Source organism: Gilliamella sp. wkB178, from assembly GCF_001690705.1.
Taxonomy (GTDB): Bacteria; Pseudomonadota; Gammaproteobacteria; order Enterobacterales; family Orbaceae; genus Gilliamella; species Gilliamella apicola_K.
Window position 1 is genome coordinate 159,701 of the sequence record NZ_LZGK01000013.1, and the last position, 16,156, is coordinate 175,856.

Consider the following 16,156-nt stretch of genomic DNA (forward strand, 5'->3'; position numbering starts at 1 on the left):
TGTTTTTACCTTGTTTTTATATCAATTTAATGCTTTTAAAGATTTTTTGTAATTATTATTAATGATAATCTCATATAAATTTAGTATACAATATGTTTTGTCAGCTTCAATTTTATCAAAAGATAAAACATATTCTTTATTACTTAATAAGTTAATATTTTTTTGTGCATAACAAATTTTTGTATTTACCCATGATTTTCTTATGCCATAAGTATTAATATCCAAATTAATATTAGCTGGTAAATAAACCTCATTAACTTTCTTTTTATCATCTATTTCCATATTTATACCTAGATTTTTAACCTTTGGTGCGTTAATTTTATTACCATCAGCATATAAATATAAATTTCCTTTTACAGAATCTTTAATATAGAAATCCATTACGTCAAATAAACCGCTTCCAAAATCGCCAACTAACATAACTTTTGCTCTAGATGTGCCTTCATCAGGTTCGGGATATTGTTGTACCTTTTTATATCCTAATATTGTGCAACCAGATAAACAAGTGAAAATTAATATGGATATTAAAATTTTTATTTTTAACCTATTGAAAATGTTCATTTTGATTCCCATTTTAAATGTAATTACAAAATTGATTTATTCATAATAAAAGACATAACATAACAAATCCAGAAAAAATATTAACTTTTATTTAAAGATTGTATTAATATTGAATAAATATTTTAAAACTTAAAAAAGATGGGCTTTAAAAAATATGATTATTTCTAGCGTCTTAATTTTAATCTCATTTTAAACTTTCGATTTAAAATAAATAATTGTATTTTCTAGTTTTGGCTTTTGCGAATATACCTAATTAAACTTATAGTTAGATTAATATTTATTAATGCATGATTAACGTAAATAGTATATATTTAATGAACTATTTTTTAATTGGAAGTAATTTTGATAAATTATTCTTTCAAAACAAAAGATAGGTTACTATCAATATCGTGATATAGATCACAAAAATTAACTTTTCTTTAAAATTAAAATAAATTTCGTTGCTAAAGTTATATTTAACCAGTTAACCTGTGTACCTAGTATATTAGGATGTCTGATAAGTATTAACTACTATTAATAGTAGTTATATTATGGTAATGCATGGATGCTAATTTTTACCATTGTTAATATTTATCTAATTATATAGGAAATAAAAATTGGCTAGAGTATCGTCAGCCCTGTTAAAACGTAGATTGGACATTGCAGAAATAGTACGCAAACATGGAGAAGTGAAAGTAGATGATTTATCTGAAAAGCTCCAAGTTTCTAATGTAACTATTCGACAAGATTTAACATATTTAGAACAACAAGGTTATTTAAAACGATCCTTTGGAGGAGCAATTTATATCTCTCCTGAAGGCACAATCAATAGTAGTGCTCCAGCTATAATCTCTCCAAATTTCACAAATAATAATGATAATCGTGATATTGGTTTAGTAATAACTTGCTTAAGTTATATTAATGATGGTGATACTATCTTTTTAAGTCATGGAAATTTGATCCGTAAACTCATTCCTTTTTTACACAATAAAAAGTCTTTAAGGCTAATTATGAATGATATTCATAATGCTCAATTAGTTAAAGAATTTTCCGATGCTGAAGTTATTCTTATCGGTGGAGTATTACTTGATGGTAATATTTTACAAAATCATAAAGTTATTAACTTTATTTTAAATCAATTCCCTGTTACACGTTTTATTGTTGAATTAGCTGCAATTAATACTGATAACCAATTAACTATTGACAATATTGAACAGCAAAAAACTTATCAACATGTTTTAAAGAATGCCAAACATATTATTGGCATTTTGCCGCAAAGAATTATATTTAATGATAACCATAGTATTGGGAAATTAAAAAATATTGATGTAGTGATATTATCCAGGCCAGCTGTTACCGAATATCATCAACAATTATTAGACTCTAATTTTAACCAGTCAGATATAAATAAATACTGTGTCACTTATCACAATGGATTGGATATATAATATGACTTTCAAAATTTGCACTATAGGTGAGTTAATTGTTGATTTTTTAGCTAAAGGACAAAATCAACGGTTTGATCAAACAGGGGAATTTATTGGTCCATTCCCAAGTGGAGCTCCAGCAGTATTTGCAGATCAAGTGGCAAAATTGGGTTTTTCTGTCATTTTTTTTAGTTGTGTTGGTAAAGATCAATTTGGAAAAATGTGTGTGAATCGACTTAAAAAAGATGGGGTTATTATTGATGGTATAACTTTTCATCGTAAAGCTAACACTGGTAGCGCTTTTGTTTCTTATAAAAGTAATACAGAAAGCGATTTTATTTTTAATATCCCTAATAGTGCCTGCGGTTTATTGTCGTTCAACCATATTGATGAAAATTTATTGAAAGATTGTAATCATTTGCATGTCATGGGGTCGTCACTTTATTCATTTCGCGCTATTGACGCAATGCGTAAAGCCATAGATATTATTAAAAATAAAGGTGGAACAATATCATTCGATCCCAATTTGCGTAAAGAAATGTTTGAAATTCAAGAGATGGAACAATCGTTTGATTATATCATGGAATATACGGATATATTTTTACTAAGTACGAATGAAGTGAGTTATTTTGCTCATAATACTGGCGAAAGTGAACAGCAAACAATGCAAGCACTATTAAAAAAAGGTATCAAACATATTGTAGTAAAAAAAGGTGTCAATGGTGCTAACTATTACGGGCGTGATGAACAAAATAAATTTACAATGATGAATATCGATGGATTGAGAATACATTCTGTAGATCCCACAGGAGCCGGAGATTGCTTTGACGCAACATTTGTAAGCTTAATGTTAGCCGGTTATCCAGTTAGGATCGCATTGAAATATGCAAATGCTAGTGGTGCATTGGCAGTATCAAAAAAAGGAGCAATGGAAGGAACTTCAACATTAATTGAGTTAGAAAAAGTGCTCTCTCGCTCTACCAATAACATTTAAAAATTGTATATGAAGATAAAAAATCCCAATAACAATGTTATTGGGAAAGCATAAGGAATAGGAAAACAATGAAATAAATACATTGTGATATATAGTATGCTCCATTTTTGGATTTGTGTATGTAAGGGGATGTCAATAATTACTTAAATACTTTGTATCTAATACGTTAAACAATCGTAAAGAACTTGCGAATCAAAATCATTCCTAATTAAATAACTATTTTACAGAAAAATTTCTAATAACGAATTTAGAAATAATTTACCATGTTCAGTTATTTGCCAATTTTGTTTATCCTCAGTTATATAATTTTTTTCAATAGCGTTGGTTATCTGTTTATTAATAGTTTGTAAAGGCAAAAAGGTTCGCAGTTCAAATTCCTCTTTAGGTGTTGGTTCAAATAATCTGAACCGATTCATAAAAAATTCAAATGGCAAATCTTCTTGAGATACACAATATGATTTTTCTAAATAATGTCCTTCTAAATATCCTTTAGGATGGCGGGTTTTAATTGTACGAATAATTTGTCCATCTTTTTGAGTAATTTTTCCATGTGCTCCACAACCAATGCCTAGATAGTCGCCAAATCGCCAATAGTTTAAGTTATGTTGGCATTGATAGTTGGGTTTGGCATAAGCTGAGGTTTCATACTGTAGATAACCATTATTTACCAATAGTTGATGTCCTTGTTGATAAATTTCCCAAAGTAAATCATCATTAGGTAAAATGGGTGGTTTTGAACCAAATAATGTATTTGGTTCAATGGTTAGTTGGTACCAAGATAAATGTGGAGGATTAATTTCAATTGCTTGTTTTAAATCAAACAAAGCATCATCAATATTTTGATTTGGTAAACCATGCATTAAATCTAGATTAAAACAATGCAAATTTACATTATGAGCGAATTTAGCAGCTGTAATCGCTTCTTTCGAATTATGTACTCGGCCTAATTTTAAAAGTTTATCATTTTGAAAACTCTGCACACCAATTGAAATTCGATTGATACCTGCTTGTTGATATCCTTTAAATCTCTCTATATCAACAGAATTTGGATTTGCCTCAATAGTAATTTCGGCCTTTTTTTCAATCGGCATAATATGATTGATATTTAATAATAATTGATAAATAAGTTCAGCAGTAAAAAGACTTGGAGTACCACCACCTATAAAAATAGAATGTATTACTCGGTCGTTACAAAATTTTATATCTTGTTGTAAGTCTTTAATTAAATGGTGTATATAAGCGTTATAATCAGGTGTTTTTTTTAGAGTGTGAGAATTAAAATCACAATAAGGGCATTTTTGTATACACCAAGGCATATGAATATACAAACTTATTGTTTTTTTATGTTGAAACATATGCTTTCCCGGAGAATTATACCTAGATAACTAATTAATAATTAGCTTATTATTTTAACCTGATTCTAATAAAAAATCTCTTTTGTGCATATTAACCATTGTTATAATTAATGGAATGAGAGTACAATCAAATGCAAAACGATTATAATAAATTGTAATTTTATTTAAATTTTTGTTAGTGAGGAGGAAGTATGAGTATTATTAAGGAAATATTAGACTGTTTTGAATCGGGAAAATCATTAAGTTCGTCGGTTAAACAATCAAAATTTGGTGAATTACCTATTTTAGTTATAAAACACAAAATTTGTTCAGCAGCAGTTTGTCTACAAGGCGCACATTTATTATTTTGGCAACCTGTTGCAGAATCGACCCCTGTAATATGGTTGAGTAATAAAACTTTTTTACAAAAAGGCACTGCAATTCGTGGGGGTGTACCTATTTGTTGGCCTTGGTTTGGAAAATCAGGAGACCCAATGCATGGCTTTGCTCGACTTGTCGAATGGACGTTAGAGTCATGCACAGAAGATGAAAATGGAGTTGATTTGCTTTTAACATTAACAAATAATCAACAAACTGAACCATTTTTTTCAAAACCTTTCAATATTTCCCTTACAATTCATATAGGTAAAATTTGTCAGATAACATTAAGTTGTGAAGGTGATTTTGAGGCAACTAGTGCATTACATACTTATTTTGGAATTGATGATATTACTAATGTTGTTGTCAAAGGCCTTGGTGAAACGTATCAGGAACGACTGGCTATAGAGAATAAGCCTTCGGTTGTTGGAGAATTAACTTTTAATCAAGAGGTTGACCGTATATACACTAATGCCAATCATATAATAACTATAACCGATAGCCACCGAACAATCCAATTAACAAATACTAATGCAAGTGATGTAGTCACTTGGAATCCATGGATTGAGAAAGCTAAATCGATGGTAGATTTTGCAGATGAAGAATATAAAACTATGGTTTGTGTTGAAACGGGTTGTATTAATAATGTGTTAAAATTGTCACCAACTAAAAAAACAACTTATGGTTTCAAAATAGAAGTTATCTAATATATAACTCAATATAAATCTATATTAAGTTTTTATATTATTTTATCACTTAGAAACTGATTATTTAATTGCGTTTACAAAGATAAGGCTTTATAATCGCTCACGCTTTTTAAAGCACTAATTTGACAACCAATTACTGGGTCGCCTGTAATTGGTTTTATTAAAGAAACTAAGAGAAATAAGCATGTTTACATTAAAAGCAGAAGTTAGAAAAGAGCATGGTAAGGGTGCGAGCCGCCGCCTGCGCAACGCTGGTCAATTTCCAGCCATTATTTATGGTGGAACAGAACCCGCAATCTCAGTGATCCTTGATCATAATCAGATTTTTAATATGCAAGAAAAACCAGAGTTTTACTCTGAAGTTTTAACTATTGAAGTTGACGGTAAAGCAGTTAAAGTTAAAGTACAAGCAGTACAACGACACCCATTTAAACCAAAATTAGTTCATATGGACTTTGTTCGCGTTTAATTTATTTATTCGTTGGTGTCATTTCCAATGACAATACTAGCTAAAAGGTCACCCGTTTAGGTGACCTTTTGTTTTTTCTATTTGAGAGTAATTATAAGTTAAGGCTAATGCCTATTATTATGATTTATATAATTAACTGGATCTACACCTACGATCTTACATAATAATTATTCTTTATACCATTTTAGGAGAAAAACATGCCTGATATCCTAGCTTGTGATTTAGTAATATTTGGGGCTAAAGGGGATTTGACTAGACGTAAATTATTACCATCTTTATATCAACTGGAAAAATGTGGAAAATTACCTAATAAAACAAAAATTTTAGGTGTAGGTCGTGCCGATTGGGATCATGCAGCTTATGCTGAAATAGCAAAAGATGCACTTATTACATTTATGTCGGAACCATTAGATGAAGAAATTTGGGAGAAATTTAGTCAACGACTTAATTTTCATAAATTAGATGTAAATGAAACATCTGCTTTTGAGGGGTTAAAGCAGAAACTTGATCAAAATTATCCTGCAATTTTCTACTTTGCTATGCATCCAGGGGCTTTTGGTACCATTTGTCAAGGGTTAGCTGAAGCAGGATTAAACCAAGCACAAAATCGTATAGTTATGGAAAAACCACTTGGTACTGATTTACAATCGTCACGTGAAATTAATGATTCAGTTGCTAAATTTTTTGATGAGTCACAGGTTTACCGAATTGACCATTATTTAGGCAAAGAATCAGTTTTAAACTTATTAGCATTACGTTTTGCCAACACATTTTTTGCATCATTTTGGGATCGTAATTTTATTGATCATGTTGAAATTACGGTGGCAGAACAAGTAGGTATTGAAGGTCGTTGGGGATATTTTGATAAAGCTGGGCAAATGCGAGATATGGTACAAAATCACTTGTTACAAATTTTGACTATGATTGCTATGTCTCCCCCCGCTAATCTAGGAGATGATAGTCTACGTAGTGAAAAGATAGCCGTGCTTAATGCTCTTAGACCAATTGATAAAAATAATGTTCGAGAGAAAGTTGTTCGTGGTCAATATACAGCTGGCTTTGTTAATGGTATTAATGTTCCCGGTTATTTAGAAGAAGATGGTTCAAATAAAGAAAGTAACACTGAAACCTTTGTTGCAATTAGAGTTGATATTGATAATTGGCGTTGGGCAGGTGTACCATTTTACTTACGTACTGGAAAGCGATTACCTACTAAATGTTCGGAAGTGGTTGTTTATTTTAAATCATTACCACTTAATTTATTTAATGACTCTTATCCGCAATTACCACAAAATAAATTAACTATTCGTTTGCAACCAGAAGATGGTATGGATATCGAAATTTTAAATAAAGTACCAGGATTAGATAGTACTCATAACTTACAAACAACTAAGCTAGATTTAAGCTATAGTGAAACTTTTCATCAACATAGTGCAGATGCATATGAACGTTTATTACTTGAAGTAATGCGTGGACGCCAAGCATTATTTGTGCATCGTGACGAAGTGGAAGCTGCATGGAAGTGGGTTGACTCAATCATTAATGCATGGAATGCAGATAATGAATCCCCAAAAACATATCAAGCAGGTACTTGGGGGCCAGTTGCCTCTGTAGCTTTAATCACAAAAGATGGATATTCGTGGCACGAATTTGAATAATGGGGAATTCTAACATGTTTACATTAAACAAATTTACAAATAGTCAATTATTAATAGAAGATTTAGTTGCAAATATTGTAAGAGAGTTAAAACTTGCAATTAGCCAAACAGGACGTGCCTCGATAGCTGTTTCAGGAGGTAAAACACCAATCCCTTTATTTACTCTACTTAGTCGACAAGATTTAAACTGGAGTAATATTTATGTGACACTAGTTGATGACAGATGGGTTGATGATACTAATGAAGCTAGTAATGAAAAATTAGTAATGACTTATTTATTACAAAATAAGGCACAATTTGCAAATTTTATTGGTTTAAAAAATAGTTGTAATAATCCATTTGATGGAGCTGAAATAACAGATAAAGTATTAACCACCAAAATGCCGCTACCATTTGATGTTCTCATTTTAGGTATGGGTGATGATGGACATACCGCATCACTTTTTCCTGGTGCAGCTAATTTAATGGCAGGTTTAGATATGAATTCAGGTAGAAAAGTTATTGGAATGACACCCATAACGGCACCATTTGATCGCATTACATTAACATTACCAACTATATTAGAAAGTAAAAATATTTACTTACATTTGATTGGTCAAAGCAAAATGGATGTATTAGAGAAAGCAGAAAAAAATGATGATGTCAGTGAAATGCCAATTCGTGCCATTATACTTCAAGATAAAGTTAATGTGACTGGATTTTGGTCAGCTATTTAATATTTACATTGATTTTGCTGGCATAAGCCAGCAAAACTATATTGATAAAAATTCTAACTTTTTTAAATATTTTATTCATAAACAGAAAAATGAGTATTTTTTAATAATATTTGATAATCATTTCAAATTATAACCATTAATTCATCTTTACACTTTTTTCCCTAATTAAACAAATTATTACTCATTACAATTTATACCTTTTATAAATGCCTAAAAAATATCTTTAATATTTCATAAATTAATTAATCAAAAAACTATTATTTTTTTCACTTTTGTGGTAAAAAGTGGGAATAAGTGGTGAAATTATCTGCTTTTTTTAATTTATTGATTTTTATTAATTAAAAAATAATAAAATTTATACATAACGGTGTTTTTATGTTTAGTGGTGCAATCGCAGTCAATTTAGATAGTAAAGGACGAATGGCTATTCCAACTCGTTACCGAGAATTTTTGTCTGAAGGTATGGTTTGTACGATAGGTTTATATCATGAATGTCTAACGCTGTATTCTATGTCTGAATGGGAAAACATCGAACAACAACTCTCAACATTATCAACAATTGTTGAAGCTGAACGTAGGATTAAACGATTACTATTAGGTTATGCAACTGAGTGTCCAATGGATAATTCTGGACGAATATTATTACCATCAACATTAAGAACCTATGCAAGATTAGAAAAATATATCATGTTTGTTGGTCAATCTAATAAATTTGAAATTTGGGATGAGGCTGTTTGGTATCAACAAATTAATGATGATATTGCGGCGCTTCCAACAGATATTGAAAAATTATCAGACAATTTAAAAAGTTTAACTATTTAGGATAAGTCAAAGAATGATGGATTATCAGCATAAGACAGTTTTATTAAATGAAGCTGTTACATCATTAAATATAAAAAAAAATGGTATTTATGTTGATGGTACTTTTGGCCGAGGCGGGCACTCTAAGTTAATTCTTGAACAATTAGGGGATAAAGGACGATTAATTGCAATTGATCGGGATGAGCGAGCTCAACAATCCGCTTTGTTGATTAAAGATCCTCGTTTTTCTTTTATTTTAGGTGAATTTTCAAATATATATCAATATATTGATAATTTAAAATTATTAGGCAAAATCGATGGTTTTCTGTTAGACCTAGGGGTGTCATCGCCACAATTAGACGATCCAGAAAGAGGATTTTCATTTATGCGCGATGGTCCACTTGATATGCGAATGAATAATCTTAAAGGTATATCAGCAAGCGAGTGGTTATTAGATAGTGGAGTTGAAGATATCGCATGGGTACTCAAAACATTTGGCGAAGAAAAATTTGCAAAACGTATCGCTCATGCAATAGTTGAACAAAACCAAATTGAACCAATAACGCGAACATTAGAATTAGCTAAACTGATAGAAAAAGTAATTCCTAAGAAGGACAAAAATAAACATCCAGCAACTAGGAGTTTTCAGGCAATTCGTATTTATATTAATAGTGAATTAGAGGAAGTTGAACAAGCATTAAAAAGTAGTTTATCAATACTCGCTAATAATGGGCGTCTTGCGATAATTAGTTTTCATTCTATAGAAGATAGAATAGTAAAACAGTTTATTAATAAACAAAGTAAAGGGCCTCAACTTCCTGCTGGTTTACCGCTCACAGAAGAACAAATTAAACAGTTTGGTGGAGCTAAATTAAAATCACTTGGAAAAATTAAGCCAAGTAATGTTGAAATTAATGATAATCCGAGATCTCGGAGTGCAATATTAAGATTAGCTGAAAGGAAAAATGACCAGTAACCAAAACGATGATAATTACCTTAATGATATCGATAATCCCAAAAAACCATGTAAAAGTTTATTTGGATTAATTATTGGTGATTTATTAGGGCGTCAAAAATTTTCTTTATTGTTGCTAATACTCATTATTATTTCAGCAGGAGCTGTATTAATAACAACTCAACAAGTTCGTAAACAATTGTTTGAGCGAGAACAATTATTATTAGAGCAAGATGTATTAGAAAGTGAATGGCGTAATTTAGTAATTGAAGAGAACGTACTTGCCGATCCTAAACGAGTTGAAGACAAGGCAAAAAATCAATTAGGTATGACTTCTGTTACTCCGCAGAATGAAACCGTTATTGTAATAAAGAGTAAATAATGAAGTCAGTTACTAACAATAAGAAAGATAAAAAAGTTACCAAGGCAATTAAAATTAATAAAGCGAATAATAAAAAACAGTTTTTTACGCCCAATAGATTTTATGTGGTATATGGTTTTATTATTTTCGCTATTATTTGTTTAATAGTCAAAATGGCAATTTTACAAATAATTGAACCAGATAAATTAATTGCTGAGGGCAATAAACGCTCTCTTCGTTATCAAGATATGGATGCACCAAGAGCTATGATAACTGATCGTAATGGTCGGGCGTTAGCGGTTAGCGTGCCAATGTATGATGTTTGGGCTGATCCCAAAATTGTGGTGCAAAAGGGAGGTGTGAACGTAAATGATATTAGATGGCAAGGATTAGCAAATACACTAAATATACCTATGTCAACGCTTGAACAAAAATTAAGTAACCCAGCAATGCGTTTTGTTTATTTATCTAGACAGATTACACCAACAATATCGGATTACTTAAAAAAGTTAAAGCTACCAGGAATATCATTTGCTAAAACTTCAAAACGTTATTACCCTGCAGCAGAAAATATTGCTCAATTAATTGGATTAACAGATATTGATGAAAATGGAATTGAAAAGGGTTCCGAAGGGATCGAAAAAAGTTTTAATAAATGGTTAATCGGTGAATCAGGACAAAGAGTAGTAAGACGAGATCGAGTCGGTCGTGTCATTGAAGAATTAAAACGAACGGAAAGTGAGACAGCATCGGATTTAGCTTTGAGTATTGATGAACGATTACAATCACTTGTATACAGTGAATTAAGTCAAGCGGTTGAATTTAATAAAGCTGATAGTGGCACAGCAGTATTAATTGATGTACATACCGGTGAGATTTTAGCAATGGCAACTAGTCCTTCTTATAATCCAAATAATCGTTCAACACTTGATTATAATTTATTGAGGAATCGCGCTGTAACTGACGCTTTTGAACCAGGATCCACAGTTAAACCTTTAGTGGTAATGGCTGCGTTGGAAAAGAAGATCGCTGATTTAAATACAATTATAGATACCAGACCATTCTATGTAAATCGTTATGAAATTAAAGATGTCTCATATCAAAAATCCCTGAATTTAGCTGGAATTCTTGAAAAATCTAGTAATGTTGGGGTAAGTAAATTAGCTTTACAAATGGAATCAAGTGATGTGGTTGAGTTTTATAGCCGATTTGGGTTAGGCCAACCAACAGGCCTTGGATTAGGTGGAGAAGTAAGTGGTTCAATTGCCGCAGATAGAACAAGAAAATGGGCTGATATTGAAAGAGCAACTTTTGCTTTTGGTTATGGATTAAGTGTAACTCCTCTACAACTTGCAAGGGCATATGCAACTATAGGTAGTTATGGTATTTATCGACCAGTTTCAATTGTAAAAGTTACTGAACCAGTTAAAGGCGAAAGAGTGGTGCAAGAGAAAATAGCTAAAACGGTAGTCCAATTAATGGAAGCCGTCGCAGTTACTGGTGGTGGTACTAAAGCATCGGTTCCTGGTTATAGTGTGGGTGTTAAGACAGGTACTGCAAAAAAATTAGCTGGTGGTCGATATGTTAATCAATATTTGGCATATACCGCTGGTATAGCGCCAGCAACAGCACCCAAATATTCGTTGGTAGTTGTTATTGATAATCCTAAAGCAGGTCAATATTATGGTGGTTCGGTTTCTGCACCAGTGTTTAGTCGTATCATGGGTGGCGTACTTAGAACCATGAATATTAAACCAGATCGTCAAGTTGATGGACAAATGATTATTTATTAATAGGTGGAAAATGATGGCAACATCGACATTTAAAACATTATTTCGTTTATTAGGTGGAAGCGATAATTTAGATATAATAGATTTTCCTATTAATCACTTGTGCATGGATAGCCGTATGGTAACTAAAAACGATGTATTTGTTGCTATTAAAGGCGCTACAGTCGATGGTCAAACTTTTATTCCCCAAGCCATTATATCTGGTGCTGCAGTGATCTTAATCGAAACTCCTAGAAAATCAGATAATTTAAAAATTAATTATATTAAGCAAGATGAAAAACTTATACCTCAAGTGAAAGTCTTTAATTTATCTAAAAGATTATCTGTTATTGCTAGTGAGTTTTATGATTTTCCTTCAAAGAAATTATCAGTTATTGGTGTAACTGGTACGAATGGTAAAACCACGGTGACACAACTCATAGCGCAATGTACTACGTTATTGTGTGAAAAAAGTGCCATTTTAGGCACGATAGGCAATGGCATTTATAATCACATACAACCATCAATAAATACCACAGCTTCACCAATAGATATTCAAACCTTATTAGCTGATTTTGTAAAAGAACAAGTCAAAGTTGTTGCCATGGAAATTTCATCGCATGGATTAACAATGAATCGCGTTAAAGGATTGAGTTGTGTAGCAACAGTATTTACTAATTTGAGTCGAGATCACCTAGATTACCACAAAACCATGAGTAAATATGCTAAGGCAAAATGGGCATTATTTAGTCAAGATAAAAAAGAGAAGCAAGTTGAAGATTCAGGTAAAAGTATAATTAATTATGATGATAGTTATGGTAAACGTTGGATTGAAAAACTTGACCATGTGACAGTTGTATCATGCCAACCAAAATCGTTGCGTCATTTAAAAGCATTAAATAGACCGTATGTTGGTGTATCAATGATTGAATATCATGATAAAGGAGCCAAAATTCATATGGAGTCCAGTTGGGGAAAAGCAGTTATTAATAGTCGACTGCTAGGTGAATTTAATGTTTCAAACTTATTACTATCAATTGCTACATTGTTAGCTCTTAATTTTCCTTTTTTTTCAGTAGTCAATATGGCATCTTTCCTAAAACCTATCTGCGGACGAATGGAAGTATTACATGCCAAAGATTCCCCAACCGTTATTGTTGATTATGCACATACACCCGATGCTTTGCAAAAAGCAATACAGGCAAGTCGCATTCACTGTAAAGGTACTTTATGGGTAATTTTTGGTTGTGGGGGTGATAGAGATTCAGGTAAAAGGCCATTAATGGGTGAAATAGCAGATCAATTTGCCGATAAAATTATACTTACTAATGATAATCCACGCACTGAAAATGAAATGACAATTATTCATGATATTGAACAAGGTTTATTAAATAGTAAAAAAGTACAAGTTATTACGGATCGAATTCAAGCCATTACCCAAACACTTACACAAGCAAAACCAAATGATGTAATTCTTATTGCAGGTAAAGGTCATGAAGATTATCAAATTATTGGTAAAACTAAACATCATTATTCTGATCAAGAAACTGTTAAACAGCTTTTAGGAGAAGAAAATCTATTATGATTCCATTAGTTATTAAAGACATTATAAAATTAGTAAATGGTGAACCTTATCATATTAACGATGAAGTTTTAAAGGTTAATTCAATTGATATTGATTCACGTAAAATTACTAAACAATCAGTGTTTATTGCGATTGTGGGTGATAATTTTGATGGACATGAATTTGCTTCGCAAGCTATTCAGAGTGGTGCAATAGCAGTTATTGTTAACCACAAATTAGACAGTTTAATTCCACAAATTGTGGTGGCAGATACTCGTCAAGCATTAGGGCAAATTGCTGCTTATATTCGTCAGCAAAATTTAGCTAAAGTTGTTGCTCTTACAGGGTCTTCAGGTAAAACTTCGGTCAAAGAAATGACGGCAGCAATTTTACAGAATTGTGGGCCAACATTATACACACAAGGTAATTTTAATAATGATATTGGTGTGCCTCTCACATTATTGCGTTTAACACCGCGGGATCAGTTTGCAGTCATTGAATTAGGTGCTAATCATATTGGTGAAATTGCCTATACAACTAATATTGTTAAACCTCAAAGTGCATTAATTAATAATATTGCGGAAGCTCATATTGAAGGTTTTGGTTCGCTAGCTGGAGTAGCAACAGCAAAAGGTGAAATTTTTCAGGGTTTACCAAAAGATGGTATCGCCATTATTAATTTAGATAGTTACTCTGAAAAATGGTTTACAAGTGTAACCGACAAAAAAGTTTGGACTTTTTCATTAGATAAAAAAACGGCAGATTTTTATGCTTCTAATATTCAGATAGGCGATTCTAGTAATTTTATATTACATACACTCCAAGGTGAATGTGAAATTATATTACCTTTAGTTGGTCAACATAACGTTGCTAATGCGATAGCTGCATCAGCATTAGCTATGTCTGTTGGTGCGAACTTAAATCAAGTTAAGCATGGGTTAGCAACCTTGAAATCTGTAAAAGGACGGCTTTATCCAATTAAATTAAATGCAACTCAATTAATTTGGGATGATTCATATAATGCTAATGTTGGTTCAATGTCTGCAGCAATAAAAGTTTTAGCTCAACAATCAGGTTATAGAGTTCTAGTTGTGGGTGATATGGCTGAATTGGGGTATGAAGCAGAAATGTATCACCGGCAAATAGGTGAACTAGCTCGGCAACAAGAACTTGATTGTGTAGTAAGTGTAGGTAAGTTAAGTCAATTTATCAGTCAATCTAGTGGCGTAGGCCATCATTTTGATAATAAACAAGAAGCTGTAACTTATCTATTAACTCTCTTACGTCAGTATCCAGTCTTGACTATGCTGGTTAAAGGTTCACGGAGTGCAAAAATGGAAGATATCATAGAAAAAATTAAAATTAAACAACTTAAAATTAGTCAGGATTAAAATCATGTTGGTGTTGATTTCAGAATATTTAGTTAAATATTTTAGCATTTTTAATGTTATCTCCTATTTAACAGTAAGAGCAATTTTAGGTTTATTAACCTCGTTAACTATTTCATTACTAATGGGACAAAAAGTTATTGATTGGTTACAAAAATTACAAATAGGTCAAGTTGTACGTAATGATGGGCCAGAATCTCATCTGAGTAAAAAAGGAACACCTACTATGGGTGGTACTTTGATATTGGTATCAATTTCGTTATCAGTATTTTTATGGGCTGACCTGCGTAATCCCTATGTCTGGGTAACATTATTTGTACTAATTGGATATGGTATTGTTGGGTTTGCCGATGATTATTTGAAAGTAATACGTAAAAACACCGCAGGTCTTATTGCAAGGTGGAAGTATTTCTGGCAATCAGTTATTGCATTAATAGTAGCATTTGGTCTTTACATTTATGGTAAAGACAGTTCAGTAACAGTATTAGTTGTACCATTTTTTAAAGATATTATGCCCCAATTAGGTATAGGATTTATTTTATTAACTTATTTTGTCATTGTTGGCGCAGGTAATGCCGTAAATCTAACCGATGGGCTTGACGGTCTAGCTATTATGCCTACTGTTTTTGTAGCAGCTGGTTTTGCTTTAGTTTCTTGGGCAACAGGGAATGTCAATTTTGCTGCTTATTTACATATTCCTTATATTAAGTTTAGCGGTGAACTAATGATCGTCTGTACAGCGATCATCGGTGCTGGGTTAGGTTTTCTTTGGTTTAACACCTATCCAGCTATGGTGTTTATGGGGGATGTTGGTTCTCTTGCTTTAGGTGGTGTATTAGGGATTATTTCAGTTTTATTAAGGCAAGAATTTTTACTACTAATAATGGGTGGCATATTTGTAATCGAAACCATGTCGGTTATTTTGCAAGTAGGATCGTTTAAATTGAGGGGTAAACGAATCTTTCGTATGGCCCCAATTCACCATCATTATGAATTAAAAGGTTGGCCAGAACCACGTGTTATTGTCCGCTTTTGGATTATATCTCTAATGTTGGTACTAATTGGTTTGTTAACATTAAAATTACGTTGATTAAA

Annotated in this window: 15 protein-coding genes; 13 read left to right on the plus strand and 2 right to left on the minus strand. The window is 31.8% G+C overall.

The window, feature by feature from the left end; translation table 11 throughout:
* Nucleotides 1-21: 21 nt before the first annotated feature.
* Nucleotides 22-561 carry a hypothetical protein gene (locus A9G13_RS04965; protein WP_065556509.1) on the minus strand — a complete coding sequence of 180 codons (540 nt, stop codon included), beginning with the start codon at nt 559-561 and terminating at the stop codon, nt 22-24.
* A 596-nt stretch (nt 562-1,157) separates the two neighbouring features.
* Between A9G13_RS04965 and A9G13_RS04970 the strand changes: the two genes are divergently transcribed.
* Nucleotides 1,158-1,988, plus strand: a complete 831-nt coding sequence (locus A9G13_RS04970; protein ID WP_065556510.1) for a DeoR/GlpR family DNA-binding transcription regulator — start codon at nt 1,158-1,160, stop codon at nt 1,986-1,988.
* 1 nt (nt 1,989) lies between these two features.
* Nucleotides 1,990-2,961 (plus strand): sugar kinase, encoded by a 972-nt coding sequence (locus tag A9G13_RS04975; protein ID WP_065556511.1) that lies wholly within the window; start codon nt 1,990-1,992, stop codon nt 2,959-2,961.
* A 221-nt stretch (nt 2,962-3,182) separates the two neighbouring features.
* Here A9G13_RS04975 and hemW read toward each other — a convergent pair whose 3' ends face one another.
* A complete protein-coding gene (hemW, locus tag A9G13_RS04980; protein WP_065556512.1) occupies nt 3,183-4,316 on the minus strand; it encodes a radical SAM family heme chaperone HemW in 1,134 nt (377 codons plus the stop codon).
* A 191-nt stretch (nt 4,317-4,507) separates the two neighbouring features.
* Here hemW and A9G13_RS04985 point away from each other — a divergent pair, with 191 nt between their 5' ends.
* From A9G13_RS04985 to mraY, 11 genes are all read left to right on the plus strand, one after another.
* Nucleotides 4,508-5,380, plus strand: coding sequence for a D-hexose-6-phosphate mutarotase (locus A9G13_RS04985; protein ID WP_065556513.1), 873 nt, complete (start codon nt 4,508-4,510; stop codon nt 5,378-5,380).
* A 184-nt stretch (nt 5,381-5,564) separates the two neighbouring features.
* Complete coding sequence (gene rplY, locus A9G13_RS04990) at nt 5,565-5,849, plus strand: 50S ribosomal protein L25 (protein WP_065556514.1); 285 nt, start codon at nt 5,565-5,567, stop codon at nt 5,847-5,849.
* A gap of 197 nt (nt 5,850-6,046) precedes the next feature.
* On the plus strand, nt 6,047-7,507 hold the full coding sequence (gene zwf, locus A9G13_RS04995) for a glucose-6-phosphate dehydrogenase (protein WP_065556515.1): 1,461 nt from the start codon (nt 6,047-6,049) through the stop codon (nt 7,505-7,507).
* A gap of 14 nt (nt 7,508-7,521) precedes the next feature.
* Entirely contained in the window at nt 7,522-8,223 is a 702-nt protein-coding gene (gene pgl, locus A9G13_RS05000; RefSeq protein WP_065556516.1) for a 6-phosphogluconolactonase, read from the plus strand.
* A gap of 375 nt (nt 8,224-8,598) precedes the next feature.
* A complete protein-coding gene (mraZ, locus tag A9G13_RS05005; protein ID WP_065556517.1) occupies nt 8,599-9,045 on the plus strand; it encodes a division/cell wall cluster transcriptional repressor MraZ in 447 nt (148 codons plus the stop codon).
* Nucleotides 9,046-9,058: 13 nt separating this feature from the next.
* Nucleotides 9,059-10,000, plus strand: coding sequence for a 16S rRNA (cytosine(1402)-N(4))-methyltransferase RsmH (gene rsmH / locus A9G13_RS05010; RefSeq protein WP_065556518.1), 942 nt, complete (start codon nt 9,059-9,061; stop codon nt 9,998-10,000).
* A complete protein-coding gene (gene ftsL, locus A9G13_RS05015) occupies nt 9,990-10,361 on the plus strand; it encodes a cell division protein FtsL (protein WP_065556519.1) in 372 nt (123 codons plus the stop codon). Before rsmH ends, ftsL begins: the two co-directional genes overlap by 11 nt.
* The gene (gene ftsI, locus A9G13_RS05020) at nt 10,361-12,133 is read left to right on the plus strand and encodes a peptidoglycan glycosyltransferase FtsI (RefSeq protein ID WP_065556520.1); all 1,773 of its coding nucleotides are present in this window, start codon (nt 10,361-10,363) and stop codon (nt 12,131-12,133) included. Before ftsL ends, ftsI begins: the two co-directional genes overlap by 1 nt.
* 10 nt (nt 12,134-12,143) lie before the next feature.
* On the plus strand, nt 12,144-13,694 hold the full coding sequence (gene murE, locus A9G13_RS05025; protein ID WP_218059159.1) for a UDP-N-acetylmuramoyl-L-alanyl-D-glutamate--2,6-diaminopimelate ligase: 1,551 nt from the start codon (nt 12,144-12,146) through the stop codon (nt 13,692-13,694).
* Nucleotides 13,691-15,064 carry a UDP-N-acetylmuramoyl-tripeptide--D-alanyl-D-alanine ligase gene (murF, locus tag A9G13_RS05030; RefSeq protein ID WP_065556521.1) on the plus strand — a complete coding sequence of 458 codons (1,374 nt, stop codon included), beginning with the start codon at nt 13,691-13,693 and terminating at the stop codon, nt 15,062-15,064. The genes murE and murF overlap by 4 nt, the downstream gene beginning before the upstream one ends.
* Nucleotides 15,065-15,068: 4 nt before the next feature.
* Nucleotides 15,069-16,151, plus strand: coding sequence for a phospho-N-acetylmuramoyl-pentapeptide-transferase (gene mraY / locus A9G13_RS05035; RefSeq protein ID WP_065556522.1), 1,083 nt, complete (start codon nt 15,069-15,071; stop codon nt 16,149-16,151).
* The last annotated feature ends 5 nt before the right edge of the window (nt 16,152-16,156 follow it).